This window comes from Hydrogenophaga sp., assembly GCF_022844385.1.
Lineage (GTDB): Bacteria > Pseudomonadota > Gammaproteobacteria > Burkholderiales > Burkholderiaceae_C > Hydrogenophaga.
The window spans coordinates 23,690-37,199 of the sequence record NZ_JALHLX010000007.1; the positions used below are offsets into that span (position 1 = coordinate 23,690).

14 protein-coding genes are annotated in these 13,510 nt (G+C 67.5%); 7 read left to right on the top strand and 7 right to left on the bottom strand.

The window, feature by feature from the left end; genetic code table 11:
• Positions 1 to 64: 64 nt before the first annotated feature.
• Positions 65 to 886, bottom strand: coding sequence for a universal stress protein (locus tag Q0C59_RS02735; protein WP_291211370.1), 822 nt, complete (start codon positions 884 to 886; stop codon positions 65 to 67).
• Positions 887 to 1,104: 218 nt separating this feature from the next.
• Between Q0C59_RS02735 and Q0C59_RS02740 the strand changes: the two genes are divergently transcribed.
• Positions 1,105 to 1,371, top strand: coding sequence for a DUF2934 domain-containing protein (locus Q0C59_RS02740; RefSeq protein ID WP_291211373.1), 267 nt, complete (start codon positions 1,105 to 1,107; stop codon positions 1,369 to 1,371).
• A gap of 28 nt (positions 1,372 to 1,399) precedes the next feature.
• Here the strand turns inward: Q0C59_RS02740 and Q0C59_RS02745 are convergent, their stop codons facing one another.
• On the bottom strand, positions 1,400 to 1,807 hold the full coding sequence (locus Q0C59_RS02745; RefSeq protein WP_291211376.1) for a DUF2177 family protein: 408 nt from the start codon (positions 1,805 to 1,807) through the stop codon (positions 1,400 to 1,402).
• Positions 1,808 to 1,844: 37 nt separating this feature from the next.
• Positions 1,845 to 3,185, bottom strand: coding sequence for a sorbosone dehydrogenase family protein (locus Q0C59_RS02750; protein ID WP_291211379.1), 1,341 nt, complete (start codon positions 3,183 to 3,185; stop codon positions 1,845 to 1,847).
• A gap of 163 nt (positions 3,186 to 3,348) precedes the next feature.
• Between Q0C59_RS02750 and Q0C59_RS02755 the strand changes: the two genes are divergently transcribed.
• Complete coding sequence (locus tag Q0C59_RS02755) at positions 3,349 to 5,007, top strand: ATP-binding protein (protein WP_291211382.1); 1,659 nt, start codon at positions 3,349 to 3,351, stop codon at positions 5,005 to 5,007.
• Complete coding sequence (locus Q0C59_RS02760) at positions 5,004 to 5,825, top strand: response regulator (RefSeq protein WP_291211384.1); 822 nt, start codon at positions 5,004 to 5,006, stop codon at positions 5,823 to 5,825. Before Q0C59_RS02755 ends, Q0C59_RS02760 begins: the two co-directional genes overlap by 4 nt.
• Before the next feature lie 20 nt (positions 5,826 to 5,845).
• Here Q0C59_RS02760 and Q0C59_RS02765 read toward each other — a convergent pair whose 3' ends face one another.
• Together Q0C59_RS02765 and Q0C59_RS02770 are read right to left on the bottom strand one after the other, a co-directional pair.
• Positions 5,846 to 6,403, bottom strand: coding sequence for a phosphatase PAP2 family protein (locus tag Q0C59_RS02765; RefSeq protein WP_291211387.1), 558 nt, complete (start codon positions 6,401 to 6,403; stop codon positions 5,846 to 5,848).
• Positions 6,404 to 6,413: 10 nt separating this feature from the next.
• A complete protein-coding gene (locus Q0C59_RS02770) occupies positions 6,414 to 8,471 on the bottom strand; it encodes a bifunctional UDP-sugar hydrolase/5'-nucleotidase (protein ID WP_291211389.1) in 2,058 nt (685 codons plus the stop codon).
• 151 nt (positions 8,472 to 8,622) lie between these two features.
• Here Q0C59_RS02770 and Q0C59_RS02775 point away from each other — a divergent pair, with 151 nt between their 5' ends.
• The 3 genes from Q0C59_RS02775 to Q0C59_RS02785 are packed head-to-tail and all read left to right on the top strand — an operon-like array spanning position 8,623 to position 11,977.
• Positions 8,623 to 10,230 (top strand): gamma-glutamyltransferase family protein, encoded by a 1,608-nt coding sequence (locus tag Q0C59_RS02775; RefSeq protein ID WP_291211392.1) that lies wholly within the window; start codon positions 8,623 to 8,625, stop codon positions 10,228 to 10,230.
• Positions 10,230 to 11,192 carry a diacylglycerol kinase family protein gene (locus tag Q0C59_RS02780; RefSeq protein ID WP_291211395.1) on the top strand — a complete coding sequence of 321 codons (963 nt, stop codon included), beginning with the start codon at positions 10,230 to 10,232 and terminating at the stop codon, positions 11,190 to 11,192. Before Q0C59_RS02775 ends, Q0C59_RS02780 begins: the two co-directional genes overlap by 1 nt.
• Positions 11,189 to 11,977, top strand: coding sequence for a metallophosphoesterase (locus tag Q0C59_RS02785; RefSeq protein ID WP_291211398.1), 789 nt, complete (start codon positions 11,189 to 11,191; stop codon positions 11,975 to 11,977). The genes Q0C59_RS02780 and Q0C59_RS02785 overlap by 4 nt, the downstream gene beginning before the upstream one ends.
• Before the next feature lie 7 nt (positions 11,978 to 11,984).
• Here Q0C59_RS02785 and Q0C59_RS02790 read toward each other — a convergent pair whose 3' ends face one another.
• Both Q0C59_RS02790 and Q0C59_RS02795 read right to left on the bottom strand, forming a co-directional pair.
• Complete coding sequence (locus tag Q0C59_RS02790) at positions 11,985 to 12,218, bottom strand: SlyX family protein (protein WP_291211401.1); 234 nt, start codon at positions 12,216 to 12,218, stop codon at positions 11,985 to 11,987.
• Positions 12,219 to 12,324: 106 nt separating this feature from the next.
• Entirely contained in the window at positions 12,325 to 12,954 is a 630-nt protein-coding gene (locus tag Q0C59_RS02795; protein ID WP_291211403.1) for a glycine zipper 2TM domain-containing protein, read from the bottom strand.
• A gap of 261 nt (positions 12,955 to 13,215) precedes the next feature.
• On the opposite strand from Q0C59_RS02795, the gene Q0C59_RS02800 reads away from it, so the two are divergent.
• The gene (locus Q0C59_RS02800; protein ID WP_291211406.1) at positions 13,216 to 13,458 is read left to right on the top strand and encodes a hypothetical protein; all 243 of its coding nucleotides are present in this window, start codon (positions 13,216 to 13,218) and stop codon (positions 13,456 to 13,458) included.
• Positions 13,459 to 13,510: the final 52 nt, after the last annotated feature.

The following is a 13,510-nucleotide window of genomic DNA, read 5'->3' on the forward strand; positions in this document are numbered from 1 at the left end:
CCACTCCGGCGTTCGCGGGCAAGACGGCCAGGTCCCCGCTGGCCCAAAGCCGGTGAGGACCTGCTCAATGCGCCATCAGCACCGGCAGCGTCATTGAGGCCAGCACCGTGCGTGTCGCACCACCCAGCACCCACTCGCGCGTGCGGCCGTGTCCATAGCAGCCCATCACGAGCAGGTCGGCCCCTACGTCCGCCGCCATCGACAGCAGGCGTTCGCCGACATCGCTGTCTTCAGAACCACCCGCGTGCGTTCTGAGGTCCACGCCGTGCGTCTTCAGATAGCCTTGCAGCGACAGCAGCGGCGCATCCACGTCCTCGCCGAAACAAACGGCGTGCACCTGCCCCGCGCGTTGCAGCCAGGGCAGGGCCGCCGACAGGGCGCGGGCCGAGGTCCGGGTTTCCTTCCAGGCCACCAGCACCGTGCGGCCGACAGGGCCGATGGCGCCGGTGTACGGCACGATCAGGCCGGGGCGACCACTGTCGAGCAGCACGCTGGAGACAAAGTCGGAGGGCAGTTCCGCAGCCGCGGGGTCGTCCGCGTTGCGCTGGCCCAGGATCACCAGATCGGCATACAGGGCTTGCCGCGCGAAGCCCCACGGCCCATCCGCCAGCGGATCAGCCCAAAGAAGCCGCCCATGGCCGGCAGCGATCTTCTGGAACCCGGTGCGGATCTTCCCGAGGGCCTCCTTGTCCAGCTCCCTCATGGCCGCAACCGCGGCGCCCGCGCCCTCCATGGCGAACGGGTAGCGCACCAGGGCGGTCAGCAAGCAGGGTTGCCCGGTGACCTCGACCCCGAAATCGTCGGCCAGTTGGCGCGCGAGTGTGATGCGCTCCTGCGTGCGGGCCGAACTGTCGAGGTGCAGCAAGATGGTTCCGGGAGTCTGCATGGTGATTCCTTGGGCGGTGTGCTCGGGAAGGGCCGAACTTAACGCCGGCCGCCGGGGGCCAGGTTGCGCAGGATCAATGCGGAAGAAAACCAGCGCCGGGGCGTTTCATTGAGCGCGCTCAACGTGCCCGGCATCACCGCCCCTAGTCTCTTCATGGACCCGTGGCTGTGGTCATGCAGCGGCGGTCCAGGTGCAACAGGCATTCACAGGAGACAGAGATGAAGCAGACATCAGGCAGCACGGCGCGCGCGCGAACAGCGGTCAAGCGTCCCCCCATGGCGATGAAGGCCCAGGGAGACGGCCATGCCCTTCCCGAAGGGCCCGAGGCTGAGGCCTCGCACGCCATGCGCATCCACGAAGTGGCCTACGCGCTCTACGAGGCCCGGGGTTGCGTGGATGGGCACGCCCTCGAAGATTGGCTCGCGGCCGAGGCGGCCGTGTCTGCCGACGGGCATGGCACCCGGTCTTCGGCTGGCGACCACTGACCACTGACCGCTGCCGCAGCACGGTTGCTCAGTCCCGCGTGGCCCAGTCCAGCGCAGCCTTGCCACCCGCAGCCGAGGCGGTGCTCACCAGCGTGCCCCAGGCCATGTCGATCAGCGAGAGCTTCCAGGGCCAGTCCTTGAGCGTGGCCCAGTTGGTCAGGTCGTAGGTGGCGTAGGTGAAGAAGCCGAACAGCGCAGCCATGGTCAGCGTCGTGGCCCAGCTGTGGGGCGCGGTGTGCGGCGCCACGGCAAAGATCACCAGGCCCAGCGCGAACAGCAGGTAGAACACCACGGCCACCGGCACATTGGGCGCGGCGGCCATGAGGTGACCCAGGCCTTGCTGGTACATCGGCTTGGCGATCACGCCGAGCCAGATCAGGTCGAGCACGATCATCACCAGGGCGGTGCCACCGTAAGCGGCGAGGTACTTGTTCATGGTGTCTTTCGGAAAACTCGGGGTGGTTCTTGGTCGTTCAGGGCTTCTGGCTCACGCGCCAGATCACGTTGCCCACGTCGTCGGCCACCAGCAGCGCGCCTCGTGTGTCCACTGCCACGCCCACCGGCCGGCCCAGCGCCTCGCCTTGTTCGCTGAGGAAACCGGTCAGTACGTCGACCGGCTGGCCCGCTGGCTGGTTGCCCTGGAAGGGCACGAAGATCACCTTGTAGCCGCTGTGCGGGCGGCGGTTCCATGAGCCGTGCTGGCCGATGAACATGCCGCTGGCAAACGGTGCGCCCAGCGCGTTGCCGGTGGACGAGGCCAGGCCGAGCGAGGCGGTGTGCGGGCCCAGCGCGTAGTCGGGCTTGAGGGCCGTGGCCACCAGGTCGGGGCGGGGTGGTTTCACGCGCACGTCCACCGTCTGGCCGAAGTAGCTCCAGGGCCAGCCGTAGAAGCCGCCGTCCTTCACCGAGGTGAGGTAGTCGGGCACCAGGTCGCTGCCGAGTTCGTCGCGCTCGTTCACCACGGTCCACAGCGTCTGGCCCGAAGCATCCCAAGCCATGCCCACGGGGTTGCGCAGGCCGGAGCCGTACACGCGGTTCGCCCCGGTCTTCACGTCCACCGCCCAGATGGCGGCGCGGCCCACCTCGGCCTCCAGTCCGCGTTCGCCCACATTGCTGTTGGAGCCCACGGCGACAAAGAGCGTGGTGCCATCGGGGCTGGCCAGCAAGTTCTTGGTCCAGTGGTGGTTCACGCCGGCGGGCAGCTTCACCAGCTCGGTGGCGGGCGCGGTGATGGTGGTGTCGCCACTCCGGTAGGGGTAGCTCACCACCGCGTCGGCGTTGGCCACATACAGGCGCTCGCCAATGAGCGCCATGCCGAAGGGCGAGCGCAGGTCGCGCAACAGCACCGAGCGGGTGTCGGCCACGCCGTCGCCGTTGGCGTCGCGCAGCAGGGTGATGCGGTTGGCGCTGGGCACACCCGCACCGGCACGTTTCATCACCTGGCCAGCGATCCAGTCCATCACACCCGTGGTTCCGGCGGGTTTGGGCGGCGCGTTGCTCTCGGCCACCAGCACGTCGCCGTTGGGCAACACCATCAGCCAGCGCGGGTGGTCCAGTCCGCTGGCGAACGCGCCCACGCGCAGGCCGGCGGCGGGCACGGGTGCTGCACCCGCAGGCCAGCCTTTGGCGGGCGCGATGTTGACGGTCGGGATCAGCGTGGTGGCGGGTTCGGGCAAGGTGGGGGTGGGGCCAGTGCCTTGCGCCACCGAGAGCTTGGCGGACTCGGCGCAGGCACCCAGCAACAACACGCTCGCCAGCACGGTGGGGAGCAACAGGAGCGGGCGTGGTGAACGCGTTTGGGGGGCTTGGTTCATCTGCCCAGCCTAAGCGGGGCGGCGGGGCATGTCCATGCATAGCCCTTCGAGGTGGTAGCCTCAATCCTTTGTGTGGGCTACCGAACGGACGTGGCCCGGCTCCTTGCGTAGCGTCCGGGGTGGCCGCCCGCTTCGGGCCGCGCCGTACTTCGAAGAACAACCGATGCCAGAGCAACGCGCCCCCGACTCCCAACCCGCTGCCTTGCTCAAGGCCGGATCGTTGCAGACAGCCATCCTCAACAGCGCCAACTTCTCGATCATCGCCACCGACGAAAAGGGCGTGATCCAGATTTTCAACGTGGGTGCCGAGCACATGCTGGGCTACCACGCGGACGAGGTGATCGACCGGGTGAGCCCGAGCGACCTGCACGATCCCATGGAGGTCACGGCCCGCGCGGTGGCCCTCACCACCGAGCTGGCCACGCCGATCGCTCCCGGTTTCGAAGCGCTGGCTTTCAAGGCTTCCCGCGGCATCGAGGACATCTACGAGCTCACCTACATCCGCAAGGACGGCAGCCGTTTCCCCGCCATCGTCTCCATCACCGCGCTGCGCGATGACCACGAGACGCTCATTGGCTACCTGTTGATCGGCACCGACAACTCCGCACGCAAGCTGGTGGAGCAGCAACTCAACGAAGCGGTGGCCGCAGCCGAAAAAGCCAACCTCGCCAAGTCCGACTTCCTCTCCAGCATGAGCCACGAGTTGCGCACGCCGCTCAACGCCATCCTGGGTTTTGCGCAGCTGGTCGAGTCGGGCACGCCCACGCCCACGCCCACGCAGAAGCGCAGCGTTGACCAGATCCTCAAGGCCGGTTGGTACCTGCTGGAGCTCATCAACGAAATCCTGGACCTGGCGCTCATCGAGTCGGGCAAGCTGTCCTTGTCGGTGGAGCCGGTTTCGCTGACCGAGGTCCTGACGGAATGCCGCGCCATGGTCGAGTCCCAGGCGGCGCAACGCGGCATCGGCATGGCCTTTCCGCGCATGCCGGCCCAGGGCTATGTGAACGCCGACCGCACGCGCCTCAAGCAGGTGCTGATCAACCTGCTGTTCAACGCCATCAAGTACAACCAGCCCAACGGCCGCGTGTCGGTGGAGTGCACCGAACAGACCGCAGGCACCTTGCGCATCAGCGTGCGCGACACCGGCGCGGGACTCACGCCCGAGCAGGTGAGCCAGCTCTTTCAGCCGTTCAACCGGCTGGGCCAGGAATCGGGGCATGAAGAGGGCACCGGCATCGGCCTGGTGGTCACCCAGCGGCTGGTGCACCTCATGGGTGGCGACATCGGCGCCGACAGCACCCAGGGCGTGGGCAGTGTGTTCTGGGTTGAAATGGCCCTGGCCAGCGCGCCGGGCCTGGCACTGGAGTTGACGGAAGAGCAGCCAGCCCCACTGGCCGCCGATGGTGCAGAGATGCACACCGTGCTGTACGTCGAGGACAACCCGGCCAATCTGGAGCTGGTCGAGCAGATCATCGCCCGCCGCTCCAACCTGCGCCTGCTGGGTGCCGCCGATGCGAGCCTGGGCATCGAGTTCGCGCGGGTCTACCGGCCCAAGGTCATCCTCATGGACATCAACCTGCCGGGCATCAGCGGCATCGAGGCCATGAAGATCTTGCGCAGAGACCCCGTCACCGCGCACATTCCCATCATTGCGCTCAGCGCCAACGCCGTGCCGCGCGACATCCAGCGTGGCATGGAGGCCGGCTTCTTCAACTACATCACCAAACCCATCAAGGTCGGCCAACTCATGGACGCGATCGATGCGGCGTTGGCGGTCTCCAGCCTGCCAAAGGGTATGGACACTCAGCAGGACATCGCATGACCATCACCGCCCAAGACATCCTCAACGCCCGCATCCTGATCGTTGACGACCAACAGAGCAACGTGATGCTGCTGGAAGAGATGCTCACCAGCGCCGGTTACACCCAGGTGACCACCACCATGGATCCGGCCGCCGTCACCGGCATGCACCGCCGCACGCCGTTCGACCTCATCCTGCTCGACCTGCAGATGCCCGGCATGGACGGTTTCCAGGTGATGGAAGGCCTCAAGGCCAACGCGATCGACGACTACATCCCGGTTCTGGTGATCACGGCGCAGCCGGGCCACAAACTGCGCGCGCTGCAGTCAGGCGCCAAGGACTTCGTGAGCAAACCCTTCGACATGCTCGAGGTCCGCACCCGCATCCACAACCTGCTGGAAGTGCGCCTGCTGCACCAGCGCCTGGCCAACCTGAACCACGCGCTGGAGCTCGAAGTGCAGGAGCGCACGGCCGAGCTGCGCGAGAGCGAGGCGCGCTACCGCGCACTCACCGAGCTGGCCACCGACTGGTACTGGGAGCAGGACAAGGAAGGTCGTTTCACCCGTGTCTCGGGCCCGGTGCTGGAGATGCTGGGCATGCGTGTGGACCCGCTGGTGGACGGGCCCGAGGAGCCCGCGGCCGACGACGGTTGGAACCTGGTGCAGCGCGCCGGCCTGCAGGCCCGCATTGCAGCCCGCACACCGTTCCTGGACGTGCAGCTGGACCACGTCTCGCCCAAAGGCGAAAAGCGCAGCTACCGCGTCAGCGGCACGCCCATGTTTGACGGCGCCTGCAACTTCATCGGCTACCGCGGCTTCGGGGTCGAAATCCTCACGTGAGCGGCGAGGGCGTGGTGCCGTCAGCCCAGGCCGAACAGCCGGGCTCCCGCCCAGCCCAGGGTGCCGCCCAGGCCCAGACCCAGCAGCACGTCGCTGGGAAAGTGGGCACCCGCGTAGACACGCGCCCAGGCCGTGGCCAGCGCAATGGCGCCCAGCACCGTCAGCAAGGGGTGAGCGGGTGCCGCCACCGCCATGAACCCGACCACCGCGCCCATCACGGCCGCGTGGGTGCTCGGCAGACCGGCACGGGGGCCGTGCTTCAGGTGGTTGTGGCTGAGACCCACGGCAAACGGTCGGGGCGCGGCCCAGAACACCGCGCATTGTTTGCTGGCCACTTGCGCCACCGTGGCCGTGACCAGCACCTGCAGCAACAACCATCCACCCGCAGGCATGGTGCCTGCCATGATCACCAGCGTGAGCAACATCGGTGCCCAGCTGCGGTGGGCGATGGCACAAGCCACCGGCAGCAGCAGCAGGCGTGCACCGTGGCCAGCCCTCATCCATCGGAACAGCCACACGTCGAAGCGCCGCAGACCCCAGGTGTCGCCGTTGGCGCTGGTTGGGAAAGCCGGTTCCATGGGTGGGCGCTCAGTTGGACTGCGGCAGGCTGTCAGCCCGCACCGACAGGTTCTGGATGCGCGTGTCGGCCGCAGCTGCGGTGTCGGCCACGCCATAAGGGGTAAGCCGCGGATACCGGTTTGCCATGTGGCTGGAGAAAGCGTTCTGCTCGCTGCCGGGTGTGGTGAACAGGTTGCCGCTGGCGGACGCCAGGTTGTTGCGGTTGGGCGCCGACAGTGCGGCAAACGGGTAGGCATCGCCGCCATTGGCAAGGAAGCCCAATGTGACCATGCGGTAGGTGCGCGCGGCCACTTCGGGCGTGAAGGCACCCTGCGCGTACACCACTTCGGGACCAGTCAGGGGGCCGTTGCCGTCCGGGTCGTCGACCACGATGGTGCGCACGCGTGAGCCCGCGGCCTGTGTCGGGTCGAAGCTGAAACGCAGACCCGCGATCTGCGGGAATTTGCCCTGCGTGGAGTTCACCAGCCAGTCGGAGACGCCATGCTCCAGCAGCGCCTTGAGTTCGGCTGGCGTCACGCTGAGCAACGACAGGCCGTTGTTGAAGCGCAGGGCAAACTCGATGTCGAGTTGCGAGATGTCGCCGGCCTGCTTGTTCACCGTCGGGTTGGCCCTGGTGATGCCTTTCACACCGGTCGTGGAGCCGGGGGGCGCATCGACCGAACCGAGCGATGAACGAATGCCGCCGCCGTTCTTCAGCGACAGCGTGGTGCTGCCGTCCAGCGTCTGCGCGTAGGCGAGGTTGGCCTCTGCCGTCAGGTTGCCCAGGTTGGTTTCCTGGTTGCGCACCAGCACGCGGTCGCCTTCCAGGTACACGCTGGCTGCGCCAAACAGGTTGCCGTCCTTGGCCGCAATCACGGCTTGAATCTTGTCGGTGATGGCCACCACACCGGGCTGGGCGTCGGCCACGGTGAGCCCGGCGCGCGCGAGTCCGTCGGTGTCGGTGGCCCAGGCGCCGTTGAGGTTGATGTCGAGCTTGCCCGTGATCACGCGGCCCTGCGCATCGAAGGGCAGCACGATGCGCCCGAGGTACTTGTAGTCGGCGTCCACGTTGACCACCAGCACCGGCTCGTTGGCCGGCGAGGTGTAGCGCAGTGGGTAGACACCACCGTTGGTGTCGCCGGGACGCACGCGGTCGTTGGCGTCGTACAGGCCGGTGTTGGAGCCGCCCGCGATGATCAGGTCAACCCCGCGCAGGCGCGTGGCGAGCTGTTGCTCCACCTGCAGCTGCTGCATGTGGGCGAGCAGCACGATCTTGTTGATGCCCTGGTCGGTCAGTGCTTTCACCGAAGGCTGAATCTCGGCGACCAGTTTGTCGATGTCGCCCACGTCGGCCCCGCTCGGCGCCACGCCGATGTTGCCCACCGAGGTGATGCTCGGCAGTGTGGGTGTGCTCGCGCCCACCACGCCGATGCGCTCGCCATTGACCGTGATCACCGTGTACCTGGCGAGTTTGTTTTTCAGCGTGGCCGCCTCTGCACCGTCGTTGGCCGCGCTGGCCAGGCTGACGAGGTTGCTGTCGCTGGTGAAGGTCAGGTTGCTGGACAGGTAGGGGAACTGCGCCCCGCGCCAGGTGACGCTGCCAGAGCTGTTGGTGCTGAAGTTGATCAGACCGGCGAAAAAGTTGGTGCCCAGGTCCAGGTCGTGGTTGCCGACCGCAGAGGCCTGCAGGCCCATGAGGTTGAGGATCTCGATGTCGCCACGTCCCGCGCCGCTGGCAACGAGCTCGGGGTTCAGCGAAGCGTCGTCGGACGCGTTGAAGAATGGCCCTGGAATGTAGTTGTCGCCCGACGAGAGAAACACCGTGTTGTTCGGCATGTCGGCGCGAAAGCGTTGCACCAGCGCCGACAAACCTTTGGCGTTGGTGACCAGATCGCCGCCGCTGTCCATGTCGGCCACATGCAGCACCTGCAGGCTGAAGGCCGTGTCGGGCAGAGGGACTGCGGGGGGCGGGCTGTCGCTGCCACCACCACAGGCCGCCAGCGAGAGCGCGAGCGCTGCCGCGAGCAAGGTGGTGTGAAAGACGGACCGTGTCGACGGGCGGGTGGGACGTAGCGGCAAGTTCATCATGGGGTGAAATGATCAGGGTTGGTGGGTGCATCGCTGCGCCCCCGCAGTGTTGGTGCTCCCCATGTCGTTCTCATGACATCCCCACGGCACACCGGGCCGTTTCACCTCGATCGAATATCCTGCACCTTGTTTGATGCAACCCGGACACCGCATGACTTTCAACTGGACCAACCCCTACCCCACCGTGCGCAGCCCCGTGATGGCGCGCAATGTCGTTTCCACCTCGCACCCGCTGGCCTCCTCGGCCGGCCTGCGCATGCTGCACAAGGGCGGCAACGCGGTGGACGCGGTGATCGCTGCTGCCGCGGCACTCACCATCGTCGAGCCGATCTCCAACGGCCTGGGCAGCGACAACTTCGCGATCCTGTGGGACGGCGGGAAACTGCACGGTCTCAACTCGTCGGGCGTGGCCCCGGCCACCTGGAACACCGACTACTTTGCGCGCCGCCACGGCGGCAAGATGCCCGAGCGCGGCTGGGACTCGGTGACCACACCGGGTGCGGTGGCCGGCTGGGTGGCCTTGTCCGAGCGCTTCGGCAAGCTGCCGTTTGCCGACTTGCTGGAGCCCGCCATCGAGCTGGCCGAGCGCGGCCACGGCGTGGGTTGCATCACTGCCGACAAGTGGGCGCGCCAGGTGCCGATCCTGAAAAACCAGCCGGGTTTTGCCGAGGCCTTCATGCCGCACGGCAGGGCCCCGACGCCGGGCGAGCGCTTCACCTTCAAGGCCGCCGGCGCCACGCTGCGCAAGATCGCCGACACCCGCGGCGAGGCCTACTACCGCGGCGAGATCGCCGAAGCGCTGGTCGCCCACGCCGCGGCCAACGGCGGCTCCATGACCCTCGCCGACCTCGACGCCTACCGCCCCGAGTGGGTGCTGCCGATCCAGAAGAACTTTGCCGGCCACACCGTGCACGAGATTCCGCCCAACGGGCAGGGCATCGCCGCGCTCATGGCGCTGGGCATGCTGGAGAAGCTGGGCATCGCCCACCTGCCGGTGGACAGCGTCGAGTCGCAGCACCTGCAGATCGAAGCCATCAAGCTGGCCTTTGCCGACACCTACCGCTGGGTGGCCGACGCAGGCCACATGAACGAGGTGAGCGCTGCCGACCTGCTGAGCGACGCCTATCTGGCCGAGCGCGCGAAACTCATCCAGCCGGGACGGGCGGGCGACTTTGCACACGGCACACCGCCGCGTGGCGGCACGGTGTACCTCACCGCCGCCGATGAGAGCGGCCAGATGATCAGCCTGATCCAGTCGAACTACATGGGCTTCGGCAGCGGTGTGGTGGTGCCGTCGGTGGGTGTGAGCCTGCAGAACCGCGGCTTTGGTTTCACCCTGACCGAGGGCCACCCCAACCAGGTGGCCGGTGGCAAGCGGCCCTTCCACACCATCATCCCGGGCTTCGTCACGAAGGATGGCCGCCCGCAGATGAGCTTTGGCGTGATGGGCGGCAACATGCAGCCGCAAGGCCATGTGCAGACGCTGGTGCGCATGCTGGCCCATGGGCAGCAGCCTCAGGCCGCTTGCGACGCGCCGCGCTGGAAGGTGGGCAGCGGCATGAATGTGGATTTCGAGACCACCATGGCGCCGGCCTTGTTGCAAGGCCTGAAGGGTCTGGGGCATCGCTTCGAGCCGGCTGCCGACGCTTACATGGACTTCGGCAGCGGCCAGTTCATCTGGCGCCTGGCCGACGACATGGAAGAGGGCTATGTGGCGGCGAGCGATTCGCGCCGCGACGGCCAGGCCGTCGGCTGCTGATGCAGCGTCCCCTGTTCAAGCCGGCAGCGGCGCTGCAGTTCGTGGTGAACGGACAGGCCGGCCACGGCGACGCCGAGGCCACGCGCGAGGTGATCGAGGCGGGTCTGCGCGAGGCGGGGCGCAGCGGTGCGGTGGTGTTTGCAGCGCCCGGCGAACTCGCGCGCGTGGCCCGCGAGGCCGCGACCCGTGCCCGCGCCGATGGCTCGGCGGTGGTGGCGGTGGGTGGCGACGGCACCATCAACACCGTGGCTCAGGCGGCGCACGCGGCCGGGTGCACCCTGGGCGTGATTCCCCGCGGCACCTTCAACTACTTTGCGCGCGAGCATGGCGCACCCCTTGAGACCGCCGAGGCACTGCGCTGGTTGCTCGATGCACGGCCCGAGCCGGTGCAGATCTCGGCCATCAACGATCAGGTGTTTCTCGTCAACGCCAGCCTGGGCCTCTACCCCGATCTGCTGCAGGACCGAGAGAGCTGGAAAGCGCGCTTCGGCCGCAGCCGCCTGGTGGCGTTTGGCGCTGGCATGGCCACGCTGCTGCGTGCGCAGCGCCGGCTCAAGCTCTCGATGGCCTGGGACGGGAAGGTCGTTGAAGTGCGCACGCTCACGCTGTTCGTGGGCAACAACCGCTTGCAACTGGAGCAGCTGGGCCTGGCCGGCACCGACACCCCCGCCGAAGACGCTGCCGCCGACGGGCACATCACCGCCGTGATCCTCAAGCCCATCGGCACCCTGGCCATGCTGGGGCTCATGCTGCGCGGTGCCCTCGGGCAGCTGGGCGAGGCCAGCGGCATCGAGCGCTTCGTGTGCCAGAGCATGGTGGTCAAGCCCACCCGGATGATGGGGCGGCGCAAGGTGAAGGTCGCGTTCGACGGTGAGGTGGCGTGGATGCGTTCGCCCTTGAACATTCGCGTGTTGCCACAGCCGCTCTGGTTGCTCAAGGCAGCACCGGAGATCGCGCCGTGAGTGTTCTGCTGCAGGTCTCCGATCCTCACTTCGGCACCGAACGAATTCCCGTGGTCGAGGCTTTGGTGGTGCTCGCTGCCCAACTGCGGCCCGACCTGGTGGTGCTCTCGGGCGACATCACGCAACGCGCCCGCGCCGACCAGTTCAGCGCCGCGCGTGCCGCCATGGACCGGCTGGGTGCGCCCCTGCTCGCGCTGCCCGGCAACCACGACATCGCACTGTTCGATCTCTGGAGCCGCTTCATGCGGCCCTACGCGCGCTACAGCGCGGCCTTCGGGCCCGACCTGGCACCCGTGTTCGCCTCGGGCGAGCTGCTGGTGATCGGCGTGAACACCACGCGCGCCCGGCGCCACAAGGACGGCGAGGTCTCCAGCGAACAGATCGACGCGGTGGCGCGGCAACTGCGCCAGGCCACCCCGGAACAACTGCGCGTGGTCGTGGTGCACCAGCCCATCGACGTCATGCGCGCAGAAGACCTGCCCAACCGCCTGCACAACCACACGGCCGCGCAGCAGGCCTGGGCCGCCGCGGGGGCCGACATCGTGATGGGCGGCCACATCCACCTGCCGTATGTGATGCCGCTGCCCGGTCTGGAGCGCCCCGTGTGGGCGGTGCAGGCAGGCACCTCGGTCTCCAGCCGCGTGCGCAGCGGCGTGCCCAACTCGGTCAACGTGGTGCGCTGGACGCCTGTGGCCGGCTGCGTGGCAGAGCAATGGGATTTTTCAGCGGCCGCTTCGGCCTTTGTGTGCGTCGCCAGCACACCCATCACACCGCAGCGCGGCTGAAGTCACTTCAGTAGTGCGGCGGCAGTTCGTCGCGCGGGTCGCGTGGTCCGGCCGACTGGCCGTCGTCACCCCCGCGCTGTCGCAGGCGGCTCACTTCGCGCAGCAGCAGGTCGATCTGTTCCTGCTGCCTGGCCACCAGGGCGTTCAAGGTGTCGAGCAGATCGTCGGCGTAGCTGGCCTTGATTTCCAGATCGGTCAGGCGTTGGTCGGTGTCGTGCACGGGAAGGGCTGAATCGTTCATGCCGCCATTGGACCGCATTTGCGCCGTCCAAAAAAAACCCGCGCCGGCAGGACGTGGTCCTGCATGCAGCGCGGGGAAGGGGGGGATCTTCAGAAAAGTCTGGTGGTCAGACGCGGGGTTCGCCGTTGGCGTTGACCAGGATGGTGCGGCCAGGCTGCGTGGTCATCTGCACGCGGTGACCGATGCCGTTGAAGGTGTAGGTCACGTCCCAGTACTCGGGCTGGCCGTTGCTGGCCTGGGTGCAGCGCTGCACATCCTGCGTCTGTGCCTGGCCGCCGAAGCCGTTGCGGCCCACGTTGGAGCCGACAGCCGCACCTGCGACCGCACCGCCCACGGTGGCGATGTCGCGACCGGAGCCGTTGCCGATCTGGTGACCCAGGATGCCGCCGATCACCGCTCCGGCGATGGCGCCGGGCACGTTGCGCTGCGGCTGCTGCACAACCTCTTCGCGCTCGATCCAGCAACGCTGGCCGGTGTTGGGGCCCACCACCGCGCGCACCGACGTCACAGGGGCTTCATACAAAGTCTCCTGGCTGCGGCGGCGGTAGTCGCGGCGTTCCTGCTGCTGTTGGGCCTGCGGGTATTGGCTCGGGTACTGGTACACAGGTGCGGGCTGCGCCTGAGGCTGCTCGTACACCGGGTAGGGGACTGCACAGCCGGCCAGGCCCGCCACCGCCAGGGTGGCCATTGCGGCGAGGCGCAGGGAAGGACTGCGGTGTTTGTCGATGTTGTTCATGGTGGTTTCCTGGTGTGACAGCCGGATGGCGAGGGGCGGTTTGTGTTCCCGGCCGTTGGGTTGAAGGATGTGGGATCGTGCGCCCCTGGTCTGTTCGGTAGCACGCACGAACGGTGTCGGCTCGGTAAAGAACGTCACCAGACTTGCATCTGGCGACGCGGCATGGGTGCGTCACCGAACAGACCCGCACCCCCTCGCGGCTTTACAAAGGAGTTCGCGTATCCGGACCTTTTCCGCTGGCGTGTCAATCAGGAGAATCCCATGCCGAAGTCCACCGCCTTTGCCCCGAGTTGGGACACTTCTTCGTTTGGGCACCCGGCCGACACCTCGCCCATGGAATGTTCGGCCCTGGCCGATCACCTCTCGGTGTGCAGCCGCTCGCGCGGCTCCTGGCCCGCCTTGCGCACCGGCGCAGCTGCGGTTGGCGGCTTCGTGATGCCCAGACTGGTCACCACCGTGTTCATCGTCACCCTGCTGGCCGGCACCACGTGGCTTGTGTCGTAGGTGACGCAGCGCGAAACAAGCGGTCATCCCGACTGGGTGCCGCCGCCTGTGC

What these genes read in the sequence shown, in the direction of transcription:
- Q0C59_RS02790 (WP_291211401.1), bottom strand. Translation starts at nt 12,218, where the DNA reads ATGAACGATTCAGCCCTTCCCGTGCACGACACCGACCAACGCCTGACC.
- Q0C59_RS02795 (WP_291211403.1), bottom strand. Translation starts at nt 12,954, where the DNA reads ATGAACAACATCGACAAACACCGCAGTCCTTCCCTGCGCCTCGCCGCA.
- Q0C59_RS02800 (WP_291211406.1), top strand. Translation starts at nt 13,216, where the DNA reads ATGCCGAAGTCCACCGCCTTTGCCCCGAGTTGGGACACTTCTTCGTTT.
- Q0C59_RS02775 (WP_291211392.1), top strand. Translation starts at nt 8,623, where the DNA reads ATGACTTTCAACTGGACCAACCCCTACCCCACCGTGCGCAGCCCCGTG.
- Q0C59_RS02740 (WP_291211373.1), top strand. Translation starts at nt 1,105, where the DNA reads ATGAAGCAGACATCAGGCAGCACGGCGCGCGCGCGAACAGCGGTCAAG.
- Q0C59_RS02770 (WP_291211389.1), bottom strand. Translation starts at nt 8,471, where the DNA reads ATGATGAACTTGCCGCTACGTCCCACCCGCCCGTCGACACGGTCCGTC.
- Q0C59_RS02755 (WP_291211382.1), top strand. Translation starts at nt 3,349, where the DNA reads ATGCCAGAGCAACGCGCCCCCGACTCCCAACCCGCTGCCTTGCTCAAG.
- Q0C59_RS02745 (WP_291211376.1), bottom strand. Translation starts at nt 1,807, where the DNA reads ATGAACAAGTACCTCGCCGCTTACGGTGGCACCGCCCTGGTGATGATC.
- Q0C59_RS02735 (WP_291211370.1), bottom strand. Translation starts at nt 886, where the DNA reads ATGCAGACTCCCGGAACCATCTTGCTGCACCTCGACAGTTCGGCCCGC.
- Q0C59_RS02750 (WP_291211379.1), bottom strand. Translation starts at nt 3,185, where the DNA reads ATGAACCAAGCCCCCCAAACGCGTTCACCACGCCCGCTCCTGTTGCTC.
- Q0C59_RS02780 (WP_291211395.1), top strand. Translation starts at nt 10,230, where the DNA reads ATGCAGCGTCCCCTGTTCAAGCCGGCAGCGGCGCTGCAGTTCGTGGTG.
- Q0C59_RS02765 (WP_291211387.1), bottom strand. Translation starts at nt 6,403, where the DNA reads ATGGAACCGGCTTTCCCAACCAGCGCCAACGGCGACACCTGGGGTCTG.
- Q0C59_RS02760 (WP_291211384.1), top strand. Translation starts at nt 5,004, where the DNA reads ATGACCATCACCGCCCAAGACATCCTCAACGCCCGCATCCTGATCGTT.